Source organism: Candidatus Aminicenantes bacterium (assembly GCA_026393795.1).
Taxonomy (GTDB): domain Bacteria; phylum Acidobacteriota; class Aminicenantia; order UBA2199; family UBA2199; genus UBA2199.
On sequence record JAPKZL010000290.1, the window covers coordinates 1 to 1,625 of the forward strand.

Annotated in this window: 2 protein-coding genes; both read left to right on the forward strand. The window is 55.1% G+C overall.

Going from position 1 to position 1,625, the window contains the following annotated elements; genetic code table 11:
* Nucleotides 1-1,172 (forward strand): nickel pincer cofactor biosynthesis protein LarC (gene larC, locus NTW95_14195; GenBank protein MCX6558559.1); only part of this gene is annotated, 1,172 nt, incomplete at its 5' end.
* A partial coding sequence (gene folE / locus NTW95_14200) for a GTP cyclohydrolase I FolE (protein ID MCX6558560.1) occupies nt 1,144-1,625 on the forward strand: 482 nt, incomplete at its 3' end. The genes larC and folE, both read left to right, overlap by 29 nt.

Here is a 1,625-nt window from a genome sequence, read left to right on the forward strand (position 1 = left end):
TGTTGTTTCAAACCAATTGCGGGGCCTCTGGCGACATGGTTCTCGCCGCCATGATCGATTTGCTGGACGCCGGCGATGAATTCAAGCAAACCTTCGAAAACATCGGACTGGCCGTGACCGTTGCCGTTGAAGACACGGTGAAAAACCACCTGAAATGCAAAAAAGTAGTCATCAGCGCCTCCCCTGCCAGCCATGCCGTTACTTTTGCCACAATTGATAAATTTATCAGCCAAGGCCCGTTTTGCGAAAGGATCAAGGCCAACGCCAATCGCATTTTCAGCAACATCTTCAAGGCCGAAGCCGAAGTCCACGGCGAAGAGCTGAAAAATGTGCACCTGCATGAAATCGGGGCCGACGATTCACTGATCGACATCCTGGGCTTTTGCTGGTTATGGGAAAAGCTTGACTGCTGCCCGCTGTTTTTCACCACCCTGGTCACCGGCCAAGGCAATATCCAGACCCGGCACGGGTTGCTGCCAGTGCCGCCGCCGGCGGTACTGAACCTGATCAAAGGTCTCGAATACCGCAGCGGCGCTATCGAGGACGAACTGCTGACGCCGACCGCAGCCGCCATCCTGGCCACTTGCGGTTGCCAGGCCGATGGCCGCCATACGGTCAAAGCGTTGAAAATCGGCAGCGGCGGCGGCCACAAGACTTTCGCCCAGGTTCCCAACATCCTGCGGGCCATCCTCTCGGAAAAAGAAAGCCTGGAAGCCAACGACCGCATCTGGGTGCTGGAATTCAACCTGGATGACAGCAGCGGCGAAATGGTGGCCGCTGCCGGCGAAAAAATCATCCAGGCCGGCGCCATGGATATTTTTATCAGTAGCGGCCTGATGAAAAAGGGCCGCCCGGGTTTCCTGCTGACCGTACTATGCGCCGAAACCGAGCGTGAAAAAGTGATCACGGCAATTTTCCGGGAAAGCACGGCCATCGGGCTGCGGCAGCGCCTCGAAGACAGGGTGATTTTGGGCCGTGAAACGCGTACCATCCGGGTTTCAGGCTCGGATATCCGCATCAAAATCAGCTCCTGGCAAAATCGGCCCATGAACATCAAGCCCGAATTCGCCGATGTCTGCCTCCTGGCCGACAAAAAACATATTTCGGTCAAGGAGGCCATGCTGCTGGCCCAGGGAGTCATTAATGAAAAATATGGATCTTACCAAGATTAGACAAGGTGTGCGACTTATTTTGGAAGGCATCGGGGAAGATGTCGACTCCGCAAGATTAAAGGAAACCCCGCAAAGGGCCGCAGACATGTTCGCCGAAGTCTTGTCCGGCACCGGCAAGGATCCGGGAGATTTCTTGAAAGCCCTGACCGAGGAAGAACACGACGAAATGGTCATTCTCAAGGATATTCCCATCTATTCCCTGTGCGAACACCATTTTTTGCCTTTTTCCGGCAAAGCCAGCATCGCCTACATTCCCAAAAAAGGCAGGATCATCGGCCTGAACACCCTGGGTTACCTGGTCGATTTTTTGGCCAAGCGCCTGCAGCTGCAGGAGCGGCTGACCAAACAGATCGCCGATTACCTGGTACAGTCCCTCGACCCCATGGGGGTGATGGTGGTCATCAAAGCCGAGCATCTGTGCATGGCCATGCGCGGGGTAAAAAAACCAGGGTC